Genomic DNA, 13,066 nt, shown 5'->3' on the forward strand with positions numbered 1-13,066 from the left:
GGAGCTTATTGTGGAATCCATCATTTTATTTATGCTTGTATTAACCTTGCTGTTTATTGGCTTACCAGTCGGTATTTCACTTGGTTTATCATCGATATTATTTATTACTTTCTTTTCTCATGATTCATTATCATCCGTAGCAATCTCTTTATTCGGGGTTGGTAGCCATTACACACTACTTGCTATCCCATTTTTTATTATCGCTTCTTCTTATATGTCAACAGGTGGTGTGGCGAAACGATTGATTAACTTTGCCATAGCCAGCGTTGGGCATTTTCGAGGTGGCTTAGCGATGGCATCCGTCTTGGCTTGTATGATGTTCGCCGCTCTGTCAGGTTCTTCACCTGCCACTGTTGTGGCCATAGGTACCATTGCTATTGCGGGGATGCGTCAAGTGGGTTACTCAAAAGAGTTTGCTGCAGGCATCATTGCTAACGCAGGTACACTTGGTATTCTGATTCCTCCTTCTATCGTTATGGTTGTTTACGCCGCGGCAACAGACGTATCTGTTGGACGTATGTTCCTAGCAGGGGTCATTCCAGGTTTAATGGCGGGCGGTATGTTAATGCTCGCTATTTATGTCGTTGCACGCATCAAAGGTTTGCCGTCGGAAGAATGGAAAGGCTTTGGGGCCATTGTTCGTGGTGGTAAAGAGGCTGGCTGGGGATTATTCCTTATTGTGATCATCATGGGTGGTATCTACGGCGGTGTATTTACGCCTACAGAAGCCGCAGTGGTGGCGGCCGTTTACTCGATCTTTATTGCGTTATTTGTTTATCGTGATATGGGTCCATTAAAAGACACACCTTGGGTGGTTGAAACAGATTCAAAGGTAGCTAAAGTTGGCTTTAATGGATTAGTCTATGGCGTTTCATTCTTTTTAGTTTGGGAAATCCTATCTTTCTTTGCACTTTCTAATAGTGAAAACATCACCAGTGGAGACAGAGCGATTTGGGGACTGATTATGTCCATTACTATCTCTATCTTCTATGTGTTTATTAGAGGTAAAAATGTAGACGCTTCTATCCCAGCCTGCTTATTAGCTGGTATTCCAATCTGGGGACGCAACCTTAGTGTAATGGCTCGCAGTTTCTTTCCAGCCTTGTTTGGAGAAGAGTCTCGTAAGGTTATGTTTGAAGGGACGAAGACAACCATCATGCTGATGTTTATCATCGCTAATGCTTTCTTATTCGCTCATACCCTATCCGCTGAACGTATTCCTCAAATGATTACAGAGTGGATGCTTGGGGTTGGCTTCAACTGGTTTACCTTCCTAATTGCTGTCAATATTCTATTGTTAATTGGCGGACAATTCATGGAGCCTTCAGGGTTACTTGTTATTGTCGCTCCTGTTGTCTTCCCAATTGCAATGGAGTTAGGTGTTGACCCAATCCATTTAGGCATCATGATGGTAGTAAATATGGAAATTGGCATGATTACCCCACCAATAGGATTAAATCTATTTGTGACGTCAGGAATAACAGGGATGAGCTTAGCCAGTGTTGTTAAAGCGGCGATGCCTTTTGTTGCGGTATTAATGGTTTTCCTAATACTCGTTACGTATATCCCTGCACTATCAACCTTCCTACCTTATGCGATAATGGGGCCAGAAATCATCCATTAACCTAATTTAACAAAGGTTCATCAAAGCTCTACATAGGCATATAAAGCGCTATGTAGAGCTTTTTTTATGGATTTAAAGAGCGCCTAAAATCGTCTAACACCTCAAGCAATTTGGATTTAATAACGTCATCAATAGGTGTCATGCACAGTTGTTGTTGGCGGTAAGATATATAATCCGTTAAAGACAATGTTTTTAGTGTAACAGGAGGGATTGCATTGACGAGATCTACTATAATAAAAAAGGCATGCCAATCGACGAAGGCTAAAACTGTTGTTTGTGTGTAATCATCCGGCAAGGCATAACTCAGGGTTGTTATAAGATAGGGCTTTGTATCATTAGATGAACCAATCCAGTTGGCCGCTGCGTAATCGATAAGTCGAGCCCTACCATTTGGAGAAACAATTACATTCGAGGCTTTCACATCCCCATGTACAATGCCTTTTTTATGAAGCGTATCCAGTTCATAAAACAACGATTCTATAAATGGAATAACGTGAAACGCTATCCGTTTAGAGCGGCCTTTTGATTTCAGAAAATCAGACAGGCTTATACCATCAAGAAATTCAAGAAGCAGCAATGTTCTCCCTTCATGGAGATTGCGCCGAGATAGGAAACTCTCTCCTTCAGCCCTTCCTGTCCAAACGGCTTCTCGGCGGAGAAAGTAATCATCTCGTTGGCTCAGCCCCCATTTCAATTTATGTGACACATTATTAGCATAAGACAGTTTTGCGCTTCTCTTACTTAATAATAGAGCACCATCATAATGTGACAGAGCCAACCATTTATTTAGGTCAAACATTGATTACAAACGATCAGGTAAAGCGATTCCAGAAAAAAAGCTCGGAGAAAAAGGGTTATACTCAAGCTCTGATTTGATCAATAACGCCACACTACTCTCATTGTAATTGAAGTTAAGTAAGGCCTCTTTTGTTCCAAACTGACGAGAGCTACGCATCACATCCGCTACTCTAAACCAGTTCCAATAACCCGACACACTTTTACGATAGATACTGTTGTCTCGATCGACTAATTCAAGCGTGATTCTTTCATCTTGATTTGAAGGCGTAGGCCATTCTAATCGTTGCCATAAAGTTGGCCCATTAGTATAGCGAAATAACGTACTTTCACCATTTAGCGAAAAGCGAATCAAATTTGGAGTCATAGACTGTGCTCGAATGAAAAACTGTGTCGCCAATTCATTATTATTAAATAAAGTTGAGTGTATTTTTTGCCATTTTTGTTCAAAAATACGATAACTTGCATTTATTGAAAAGTGCTGACGAGGTAAAAAACCCTTAATCAATAACTCATTACTTTCTTTTGAAAAATATGGCTCATACCTTGTTGAAAAATCAATAAAGACGCTTTCATTACCAAAGAAGGCCTTAAAATCCAGTAAGTTAATATCATTATTGGATGCTTTATAAATAGGGTAACGCCCAGCCATTTTGGCCTTATAAAACTGCGTTACTTGCTGCCAATCACGGTTGATTAATCCACGGATGTCCTGTAATGCAAGCCGATTGATTACTCTCGCTTGCCCTTTTAACAATTCAGGCAATATAGAAACCGAATACCTAGACGACAAATTAGAAAGCTGCATTAAGGTATTACTGGCATCAACATTCTCTAATTGATCCAAAAAGTACTGACCTCTATCCTGCGCTTCATTGGACTGATTTACCCAAACTAATGTATTTTGTAACTGGGCTAATGCCATATTAAGACGCGTTTGTCCGGTTTCATCGATCGCAATAAGCTTGTGATAAGACAAGAATGGCGAGGCAATGGAAGCGGCAACTCGATTCGCCGTATCACTCTGATCCGACTCCAAACGTCCATTGACGACTGTGTTATTTTCTTCATTTTCCTCTGTTTTTTGCCCTGCTGATTCTTTAGAATCCACATCAAATCGAAGGTTAGTATTACGATCGATCACTTTATAAAAATAAATTAAAGGTGAAAATGCGTTATCCGCGGCCATGCTTATCTGTAACTTACTGTCACCCCAAGTCTCTATTGATGCCCATTCCACATTCGAAGAGAATTTTTTCCAATACGCTATGTAGTCATCAATAAATCGATCGCGTAATTGCTTATTAATTTTATTAATTTCCGCCTCACCATTAACTCTTCCCATAACCCCTTCGTAAGATTTAATCGCTTCACTCGCTAACTCAAAGCCCGTGCTGGTATAAAGGTCATGAAAACCAGACTCAGTGAATAAATATGGAATTAAATAACCTGAAAAATTCTCTTTGAATTTGAAAACCTGCTGATAAGAAGGGCCTAACTGCTCCCTAAAGTCGATACGTCTGGCAAAATGAGGGTTTTGTAGAATGTGTTGATATAATAGTTCGCTCATATCTTCGGATGTTAGCGTCGATTTTGCTAGACCAATAAGCTCTCTATCCGCAGGCATAGGAACGGCACTGGTGGTTAAGATATCGTAAGCGAGTTCTTCAAAGCGACTTAATAGTTGTTCATCACCGTTTCCCTCTTCCTTTAACGCGCCAATATAATAAGAGACTAAGGTATCAATATTGTTTCTCTGAGGGTCGTAGAGTATTTGCTCTACATTTAAAAGCTCTAACGTTTTTACCTTATCGTCTAACTTATTATAAACAAACAGATCTTTCATCAAATAATCGCGCATTAATGACAGTAAAACGCGATCTAACGCCGCATAATACTCACCTTTAACCTCATCACGAATACTCGAATCAGGGAGGATATCGGTTATATACCAAGGTGAAGGCTGCTGATATAAGAAATGTATTTGCCTTAATTCAGATAAACTAAAGACAGGTGATGCTAAATCGTCAGGAATAATCTCATTTGCTTGTAAGTTTTCCTTATATTCTTGAAGTTTCGCAATCGCTTGCTGGTCAAGCATTTGTTGATAATCAAAGTTCGATTTAAGGAGCACTACAAAAGCGACAAATAACGCCGTTAAGCCACCATAGACTAAGGTTTTTGTGACTCTAAATAAGGTTTCTTTCCTAACGTTGACCCCTACTAGATCAGACTCTAGAATAATACAGCGTCGTAATACATTTTTACCAAATAAGCTTAAACTACTTTTTGACGCGGTAGTATGCTTAAGCCTTTCATAGCCTAAATCAGAAGAGTGGACCATCGTAAGAATATCCGTTTGATTTTTCTCAGCCCCTGAATTGACGAAAAAATACCCTCTAAAACGTATGGGTTTGTCATCATAATGATGTTCTTCAAACGTCTGTGTTAAAAATTGCTCAATGTCCGTCTTCAACGCATTAATTTGAAAAATACCAGCCACTAAAGACTCTCGATATTCGGTATTAAGTTGTTTCTTCAAGAAAACAGTAATGCTGTTCGCTAGATTTCTTTGAATTTCATCAAAGGAATTTGCAAACCATGTCTTATCAAAACCGCTTTTATTCTCGACAGCCATCAAAGCCCCAAACGGTTTTTCACGCAGATTCTCATCTAACGTTGAAAAAATCTCACAGAAATCGGCCACTGCAGACAACTCACTGAATACAGAATAAACAGGTAACGACAAACCACAACTCTGGTCTAAGTATTTTATGGTGGTACGATAGCGTTTTGAGACATCGAATAATGACTTATCATCTGTTGACACCAGCTCAGATAACGAAAAAGAAGAGATGATCCCGTTCGCTACTTGGCGAGGACGTTTCTTTTTCAACAAAGTTAATAATTGGTCCAATTGAAAAGACAGTTGAGAGGCTTGCTTGGTTAAATGAATACTCACAATTACCGATGTTTCACTTACCCAGAAGCGGCAAATAGACGCCTGTATTTCAACATCATCCTCATTGTCCACCAACTCATAGCCCATCTGTTGTAATAACACAGACTGATTCTCATGACTTTGATCGGATATAAAGAAATACCAAGGCGTTCTATAAGGCGACGTTGTTCGCCTAGCTTGAGTTTTCCAAAGATGATTAAACCGTTCTGTAAAATGAAGTTTAGAGTAAGCCGCTCTTCTTATTTCTTCCTTATCTTCTTTGGGTTTTCTTTTTCTCCAGAGGTAAATAAAAGACATACAGGCCAATACGCTTACCACAATGACGCTAAAAAACCGCATGCTTAGCCATAATGTAGACTTTAAAGTCCATAAATCAAAATACCAAAACAAGCCCGAAGTCATAGCAACGATTAATAAGGTGATTAAGATAGTAGCAATGACGGCTCTATATTTTTTCATTGTTAAGTGCCTAAATTAAAAGTCTATAAATAAGTATATGGTCAATCATACCTGATGGTATTAACGGGTATTATGGCGGCTATAACATTAATCGCCGCTACGATTCTGCGGCCGTCCATAACGGGCCGCCGCCGCGTCCATTTCTTCTGGTGTACTTGTATAGGTATACTCGATTGACTGTGAGTTTTTCGCACTGTAATAAGTATCGGTAAAGGTTTCCAGTGAGGAAAAATCACTCGCTCTCAAAGGAAGGGTTGAATCGTACCAATAGGAAGTACCGCCTAAAACAACAAGGATCAATAACCCAAAGATAAGAAATTGCTGCCAGTATTTAACCGGTCGCTTAGGCTTAGTTAGCCTAAGCTGGCTACTATCTGGGGACATATTAATGCCATAACCATTCTTAGGTTCTACCATTAAATTTTTAGAAAATATTGTCGTTTCTAAACGCTGAACCAACCGATCAATTTGATGCGAGTTTGTTCCACGGAACTGACCTTGGAAACCCATTTTCAATAAAACATAAATTAACTCGATTAAATCGGCCAATAACACAGGTTGGGACAGTGCTCTTTCTGCCACAGCATAAAATTGCTCACCACCATTTTTAATACCGAACAATTCACTCACTAACGTTTGATTTTCCCAGCCGGACTCTTCTCCCCATTCACTATGAAGGATTTGCTCATCCAGCATAATACAGAATAGGAAGCAGGTTTTATCTGGTACAGAAGCAGGATAATCCAATAAAGATACTTTGTATTTTAAATCCGTTATCGCTCTTTTTAACCCATTACGAAATACAAACAAGTCGGTTGGGCATTGCATACGCCCAATAGAAACGGTTAAAGATAAAACCGCAGAGCAAGCACTTAAGATAGGATTATCAAAGTAAGCGTATTTCTGTAAGTCTTCCGTATACTGAGCATGGTTTTTTAATATGTGTGCCGTTTCAAGCAGTTCACCAGCCTCATCCGATGATTTTTGTGACGTCTTATTAGGCGGCTCTACGGCAACCGTTTCCTCATCAAGAAATTCATTCATTTGATCACCCTAGTGCATAAAGCATGATGTTTACATCAGATATCCGGCTATCTACATGTAACGCAATGGGTTCACGTTTATTTTTTATTTCATGCCAATACTCATGGCCTGTATCAATTTCAAAATAACAAACGTCCGCACGAGGTTTCAGTTCTGAGGGTGCGATTGGCAAGACGGTCAAAGGAATACCTGAAATACCATTGCGTACTAAATCGGCAATTTGACTGAGACCGCTCAAGGTACAAGCGCTTGAAAACACCTGCGATAACATGGCCGTTCCAACGGATGATTCAACCGCTAATACAAAACGCTTATTATCCATCATATGAATATTTGGAATGGACGTTCTTAATAATCGACGACGTTCGAATAAAGTCGTATCCCAGTTTACTTCTGTCACATTGTCGTTTTGAACCATTGACAATTGATCTCTCAATTCAGAAAAAACTTTGGAGAATAATGGCTTGAGGTTTTCCCTAACTAACTCTTCTGGTGGCTCTGCAACACATGGAACAAAGCTTTTTAATTCCGCTGAAAAACGAATTAAACCATCATATACCTCTTCCAAAACGGTTTCAGGACGATCAATTGTCAAATGCAACCAAGGTAACCAGCGATTCAATGCTTGTAGCCATAAATACTCTTTCATTAAGCTCTGCTCACTCTTACGGTCTTGCCCAACACCAATGCGTTGAACAACACTGTTAGCGCGCGCTTGAGTTAATGCATGCAATTCTTTCATTCTTTCTTTAAGCACCACAGAGGCGCCATATTGTAAACAAGCGGGTATATAGCTTTTTTCTAATAAGACGTCACCGCTTTCCCTCTTTTCCAGTATTTTTGCAATGGGGATAAGCGTCATTCCGGTGACTTCTTCGCCTTCCAAAATCAAGCGTACATTAGGTTCAGACAATGTTGTTTCTACAGAACTTTGACTAGCATCGCTGGAGTCATACAAATTAATCGGTACTTTTATGTAGCGCTTATTTTCAACAGCAGAACCATATTCATTCGCGCCTTCAATCGAAATAGGCAAAGCTAAGTAAATAACCTTTTCTAACGTTGAGTTAGGAATATCCAGAATAAGCTCTTGTGTATTTTCAAAGTAGGTACCGTCGGCAAATACGCCTTGACACTCAGTTACCGCTACTTTGCCTATTTTTAAACGTTGAGTATCAATTTCTAACTTTGACACCCCATACCGATGAGCACCCGTAGCTTGAGCGATATACTGCTCCATATAGTGGTGAAAATAGCGCTCTTGTTGTTGAAAGTGCTGAGGAGCAACAAACATCCCCTCGTTCCAAACGACTTTACGATGACGTCTCACGCTAAGCTCCTCAAAAAATTTTCCACCAAGCTGACTCAATCGGTTGGGTCAACTCTATTTTGGTGCTGGTTATACGAATAAACACTGGATGCTCATCTGGTTTTGCGACTAATCCAATAAATGATTTCGTTTCAGTACTTTCATAATTTGCAAATTCAGCAAGTACCGCGAGATAGCGTGCTTCCTGTTGAATATCTAAACTCAACGTTTGCTCGACTCCAGGCAACACCGGTGGCAAAGTAATGACATCGATTAATGACCCAGAAAGCACTTCTCTGTCTTTGTTGTATAAGCTCAAAAAGTCAGCATTTTTAAAGGGGCCTACTTCATTTAATTGGTAAACCCTTACTTTGACTGGTCGTGCTTTATCATCAGAATAAATATTAATGTCATCTGTTGGAATGACGTTGAAGTCCACTTTATAAGGCGCTAAAAAAGCAGGAGGATTAGAGCTGCACGCCACTAGAATGATCGTACTTATTACCAACAAAGTGACTCTTTTTACATTAATAAAAATCATTGTTTTCCTCTAAACTCTTCAAATAAGATGGAATAAAACTGGCGATAATATTCCCCTTTGCTTTGTTTACGGGAGAATTGTTTTTTATACAGTTTCCAATATTTTTTATCCTTAGAACCCCAGCCAGAAATATATTCGTTAAACTCTTGTTCTAAGAAATCCGGATTCAATTCATCAAGAAACTTATTTAATGACACCTCCAAACACGCCATTAACCTTTCATGGGCAATGGCGCTAGACAAGGCACTCTGCTGTTGCTCTACAATCTGTTTTAACCTTGCAACACTGTCTTGGAGTTCACTCACTTCTTGGGAATGATGAATACGCTGGATAGACTTTACCTGCGGATCGTATTCAAGTGACTCGATATCCTCTGAGCCATCAGCACGACGCCCCTTCATCACAATATCATCATCGGCGTCTTCAAAAGGATCGTAGCCAAACACGTCTTTATTCAATACATTATCGGTTGAAAAGTTCGAGCTTTGATTCGGCTGATTTGAAACGCTTTCGTAATCGGATTCCGTTTGCAAAAAGCCATCATTAAAGGCGGATTTCTCTGTTTCTAAGTTTTTAATATCAAAAAGGTTCGATTCATCTTCAGAGAAAGGGGAGACATTAGGTACCTCCAGATCATCGTCTTTAGAGGCAAACAAAGATTCAATGTCACTCACAAGCAGAGTATAAGCACCCATTTTAATATTATCGCCATCAGACAGTTCGTGCTTTCCCCCCTTCCCCAGAAGACGCCCATTCACAAAGACACCGTTCGTACTTCGATCAATAATCTGATAGATTTTCTTTGGTGTGAAGACAATTTCCGCATGCACTCTGGAGAGAGAACGATCGAAATCCGGTAATTGCACCGTACAGTCAAACGAACGACCAATGGTTCCGCCAGAGTTTGGAATAGTAATTTGTCGGCTAACCACCTGCTCATTCTCAGGTAATTCAACCAGTTGTAAACTAAGACTCATAATTTACTCTTTACCCATAATGATCAAAAACATAAGCGTAATGATTTATTGAAACGCTTTACAAACGTTGGGTTTTGTCTAATAAACCCTTTAGAAAAATGAACGGCCAAATCTTGAGTGCCTTGCTCTATACGTTTAAAATAGTCCATTGGAATGTTCTGTTCCTTCATAGCATGCTCAAAAACCAATTCATACTCTAGTGCTACATCCAACTCGCCTTGCAACAACATTTTTAGTAGGGCCGGTGCGTCTCTTGGTTTCTTTATGACGTTATAGCCCTGCTGCTTTAATGACAGCCATTTATTGGTATTAAATTTTGCGCCAAAACGTAGATTATATTTTGACGTTTCATCCGACATATTCGTCGTGACGTTGGGAGAAACAAATAAAGACAGTTTTTCTGAAACAACAGGCTCAGAAGGAACAGCGTAAGCGGCCCTTGATTTGCTTAAAGAGCCAGAAAAGTAACCGTGCATTTTACTCGTTTCTACCAATAACTGAGCTTTATCCCAACTCATAAACTGGATTTCATACGGCTGTCCTAAACGGCGCAGGGTACATTGTACACGCTCCACCGCAATACCACCGATATTACCTTTCTCATCGACAGACTGGTATGGTTCCCAGATCTGGGTGGCCAGATACAAGCGGTCTATCGCAAACGCCGAATTGACGCCAATGAGAGACATGGCTAATACCACTATTTTTTTAACCCATTGAGTAAAATGCACAATATTCCTCGTTTACGCGATGGTCAGCTGAAATTCACCCGTTGAAGAGACGGTTACGTTTACCTGAGTGATTGTTAGCCCCTCACTTAGGCGCTGAATACATTCTTCGGCTAACTTAGGCATCAAAGCACGATTAATGATCTGTTCAATAGCACGGCCGCCTGTTGTTGGATCGGTATTACGAGAGACGATAAATTCAATAAAAGTATCGTCCCATGTAAAAGTAGCTTTGTATTTTTCAGCCAGTTTTTTAGCAATACGATTCAAACTAATCACAGAGATTTTAGCTAATTCTTCAGAATTTAGCGGGTAATAAGGAACAATCGTCGTTCGTCCTAAGAAAGCCGGCTTAAAGAACGTTTGCAGTGCGGGTCGAATGCGTTCAACCAATTCTTGATTTTCAGGACGCTCATTCGTTTCTTCACAAATATCACAAATGGCTTGATCGGCTGCGTTTGAAGTCATGATTATAATGGTATTTTTAAAGTCGACTGTTCGACCTTCGCTATCTTTAATATGACCTTTATCGAATATCTGATAGAACAAATCATGCACACCTGGGTGGGCTTTTTCCATCTCATCCAATAACAGTACAGAGTACGGGTTACGTCTGATGGCTTCGGTCAACACGCCCCCTTCACCAAAGCCAACATAACCTGCAGGTGAGCCTAATAGCATTGAAATTTTGTGTTCTTCTTTAAACTCAGTCATATTGATAATGGTTAAGTTATCACCACCACCAAAGACTTGATCGGCCAATGCCATGGCCGTTTCCGTTTTACCGACGCCACTTGGGCCACACATTAAGAAGACCCCCACTGGTTTACGGTTATCCGTCAGTCCAGCTCTAGAAATTCGAATGCTTTTCGCCAATTCACTAATCGCCGTCTCTTGTCCGATAACGCGATTGTGTAAGGATTCCTCTAACGTTAGGAGCGCAGCGACTTCTTCTTTCACCATACTGCCTGCCGGAATACCAGTCCAGCTTGAAATAACGGCCGCAATAACACTTTCATCAACCATTGGGTAGACTAATGGTGTGTCTTCTTGAACGTCATCTAACTGATGTAGCAAGTCTTGTAACTGGGTTTGTTTTTCCTGATCGACCGCATCGTTTGCTTGCTGTTCTTGAATCTCATCACTCAGCACAACAATCTGTTTAACTAATGCCAATTCTTTTTGCCATTTGTCATTTAAGGCATCAAGCTCCAACTGACGTGTAGTAATGTTGTCGACCAAAGACTGTCTATCTTGAGAGAGGTCGCTTAATACCGCATCTTCCATTTTGAACGCATCGAGTTCACTGTTTAAGTAGCGGATTTTTTGCTCTAAATATTCAACACGTTCAGGTTTCGCGCCTTGCGTTAACGCAATACGAGCACAGGCGGTATCTAAAAGGCTGATCGCTTTATCGGGTAGTTGTCGTGAAGGTAAATAGCGAATAGACAAACTCACCGCCGCATCAAGAGCGTCTTCACGAATAAACACCTTATGATGTTTTTTCAGTGAAGCTGCCACACCTCGAAGCATTTGCATTGCATCAGCGGCATCAGGTTCTTCCACTTTGACAACTTGAAAACGACGCGTCAAAGCCGGGTCTTTTTCAAAGTATTTTTTATACTCAGCCCAAGTCGTCGCCGCGATGGACTTGAATTCACCTCGTGCCAAAGCGGGCTTCAACAAGTTAGCTGCATCGTTTTGTCCTGCCGCACCACCCGCACCGATAAGAGTATGGGCTTCATCGATAAAGACAATAATAGGTGTTTCAGAGCTTTTCACTTCATTAATAACGTCTTTCAACCGGTTTTCAAATTCCCCCTTAATGCTTGCGCCAGCCTGCAAAAGTCCTAAATCTAACGAATGTATTTCCACACCCTGTATAATCGGCGGAACTTCACCACTGGCAATGCGTAAAGCCAACCCTTCAACCACGGCCGTTTTACCCACCCCAGGCTCTCCGACTAATATCGGGTTGTTTTGACGTTTGCGGCATAAAATATCAATGGCCAAACGTACTTCCGCATTACGACCTGAAATAGGGTCTATTTTACCATCACGTGCTTGTTGCGTTAGATTAACGGTGTACTTATCAAGAGCACCTCCAGCAGAAGGCGTCACGTCGTTAGACGCTTGTTCGCCTGTCGAAGAACTCGTGGTTGGCTGTTTTAACTGACCAATCTTACTATTCAACGCTTCGATTGAAATGGACTGCAGACTATTGAGTTTAAGTTTTTGAATGCCAAATGCATCCGTTTGCAAGAGTGTTAACAATAAGTGTAAACATTGAATCCGGCTGTGCCCGAAATTCACCGATGCTTGCACCCAAGACTCTTCCATTAACTCACTTAATGCGCCACTAATTGTTGGCTGACCACTGGCACCTTTTGGCAAACGCTCAATGCGATTTGAGAGTTCGCCTACGAGAGTCGTTACGTCAACACTTTGACTCTTGAGAAATGAGCTAAAGTCTGGATCATTCAAGGCAATAACTTGCAATAACCAATGTTCAACTTCAATTGAGCTAACGGTTTGAGACATCGCGTCGCCCGCGGCCTGCTCCAGTGCATCTCTTAAGCTTGAATCTAACTTACCTACTAAATTTCCCAATTTTACGTATGACATAA

Annotated in this window: 9 protein-coding genes; 1 reads left to right on the top strand and 8 read right to left on the bottom strand. The window is 40.6% G+C overall.

Annotation, left to right across the window (positions count from 1 at the left end; all coding sequences use genetic code 11):
• The first annotated feature begins 10 nt into the window (after positions 1–10).
• Positions 11–1,624: a TRAP transporter large permease gene (locus IEZ33_RS17205; protein ID WP_191601237.1), complete on the top strand. Its 1,614-nt coding sequence runs from the start codon at positions 11–13 to the stop codon at positions 1,622–1,624.
• A 64-nt stretch (positions 1,625–1,688) separates the two neighbouring features.
• On the opposite strand, the gene IEZ33_RS17210 is transcribed toward IEZ33_RS17205, so the two are convergent.
• The 8 genes from IEZ33_RS17210 to tssH form a co-directional block, all read right to left on the bottom strand.
• The gene (locus IEZ33_RS17210; RefSeq protein WP_191601238.1) at positions 1,689–2,423 is read right to left on the bottom strand and encodes a protein kinase domain-containing protein; all 735 of its coding nucleotides are present in this window, start codon (positions 2,421–2,423) and stop codon (positions 1,689–1,691) included.
• A gap of 3 nt (positions 2,424–2,426) precedes the next feature.
• Positions 2,427–5,840 carry a type VI secretion system membrane subunit TssM gene (tssM, locus tag IEZ33_RS17215; protein WP_191601239.1) on the bottom strand — a complete coding sequence of 1,138 codons (3,414 nt, stop codon included), beginning with the start codon at positions 5,838–5,840 and terminating at the stop codon, positions 2,427–2,429.
• Between the two features lie 87 nt (positions 5,841–5,927).
• The gene (icmH, locus tag IEZ33_RS17220) at positions 5,928–6,884 is read right to left on the bottom strand and encodes a type IVB secretion system protein IcmH/DotU (protein WP_191601240.1); all 957 of its coding nucleotides are present in this window, start codon (positions 6,882–6,884) and stop codon (positions 5,928–5,930) included.
• Positions 6,885–6,888: 4 nt separating this feature from the next.
• The gene (gene tssK, locus IEZ33_RS17225) at positions 6,889–8,214 is read right to left on the bottom strand and encodes a type VI secretion system baseplate subunit TssK (protein WP_191601241.1); all 1,326 of its coding nucleotides are present in this window, start codon (positions 8,212–8,214) and stop codon (positions 6,889–6,891) included.
• Positions 8,215–8,224: 10 nt separating this feature from the next.
• Entirely contained in the window at positions 8,225–8,734 is a 510-nt protein-coding gene (gene tssJ / locus IEZ33_RS17230) for a type VI secretion system lipoprotein TssJ (protein ID WP_191601242.1), read from the bottom strand.
• Complete coding sequence (locus IEZ33_RS17235; RefSeq protein WP_191601243.1) at positions 8,731–9,711, bottom strand: type VI secretion system-associated FHA domain protein; 981 nt, start codon at positions 9,709–9,711, stop codon at positions 8,731–8,733. Before IEZ33_RS17235 ends, tssJ begins: the two co-directional genes overlap by 4 nt.
• 23 nt (positions 9,712–9,734) lie before the next feature.
• Positions 9,735–10,442: a substrate-binding periplasmic protein gene (locus IEZ33_RS17240; protein WP_240009566.1), complete on the bottom strand. Its 708-nt coding sequence runs from the start codon at positions 10,440–10,442 to the stop codon at positions 9,735–9,737.
• A 12-nt stretch (positions 10,443–10,454) separates the two neighbouring features.
• Positions 10,455–13,064, bottom strand: a complete 2,610-nt coding sequence (gene tssH, locus IEZ33_RS17245) for a type VI secretion system ATPase TssH (RefSeq protein WP_191601244.1) — start codon at positions 13,062–13,064, stop codon at positions 10,455–10,457.
• Positions 13,065–13,066: the final 2 nt, after the last annotated feature.

This window comes from Marinomonas algicola (genome assembly GCF_014805825.1).
GTDB lineage: Bacteria > Pseudomonadota > Gammaproteobacteria > Pseudomonadales > Marinomonadaceae > Marinomonas > Marinomonas algicola.

Bases quoted from the DNA above. Each gene is read 5' to 3' on its own strand.
- IEZ33_RS17210 (WP_191601238.1), bottom strand. From the start codon at position 2,423: ATGTTTGACCTAAATAAATGGTTGGCTCTGTCACATTATGATGGTGCT.
- tssM (WP_191601239.1), bottom strand. From the start codon at position 5,840: ATGAAAAAATATAGAGCCGTCATTGCTACTATCTTAATCACCTTATTA.
- icmH (WP_191601240.1), bottom strand. From the start codon at position 6,884: ATGAATGAATTTCTTGATGAGGAAACGGTTGCCGTAGAGCCGCCTAAT.
- tssJ (WP_191601242.1), bottom strand. From the start codon at position 8,734: ATGATTTTTATTAATGTAAAAAGAGTCACTTTGTTGGTAATAAGTACG.
- IEZ33_RS17235 (WP_191601243.1), bottom strand. From the start codon at position 9,711: ATGAGTCTTAGTTTACAACTGGTTGAATTACCTGAGAATGAGCAGGTG.
- tssH (WP_191601244.1), bottom strand. From the start codon at position 13,064: ATGTCATACGTAAAATTGGGAAATTTAGTAGGTAAGTTAGATTCAAGC.